At 46.7% G+C, this 443-nt stretch carries 1 protein-coding gene; it reads right to left on the bottom strand.

The window, feature by feature from the left end; genetic code table 11:
• The coding region (locus LB467_RS18745; protein ID WP_224475672.1) for an IS66 family transposase at positions 1-443 on the bottom strand (443 nt) is incomplete at both ends.

The raw sequence follows: 443 nt of genomic DNA, 5'->3' as shown, positions 1-443 counted from the left end.
CCGGCCAATACATGATCGGCAGCCTCACGGCTACGCCCGGGCTGATAATCAAAGAGTACGGTACCATCTATGGGACAATGATGTACCCAATAATAACCTTGATGTGTTTTTCCTTTTTTAGCAGGATCCATAACCTTTATGGGTGTTTCATCACTTTGCAGGTAACCTTTGGAGCGAATATCCTCGAGCAGGTGCTGATAAAGGATATCAATGATTTTAAGGCTTTGCCTGGTCCAGCCTTCCAGGGTGGAAGATGCTATAGGGATCTCTGCTCGTTTAAAGCGTTGTAACTGCCGGTAAAGCGGAAGGTGATCCTGGTACTTATCTACTAAAATCGAAGCCAGGAGTCCGGCTCCCGGGATTCCTTTTTCAATCACCCGCTCAGGAAGTTCCCCGATGATCACTCCTTCTTTATTCTTGGGAGCATACTTATAGCGGATGTA

The sequence above is a fragment of the Salegentibacter tibetensis genome (assembly GCF_020164485.1).
Taxonomy (GTDB): domain Bacteria; phylum Bacteroidota; class Bacteroidia; order Flavobacteriales; family Flavobacteriaceae; genus Salegentibacter; species Salegentibacter tibetensis.
This window is presented reverse-complemented; position numbering and strand designations above follow the sequence as displayed.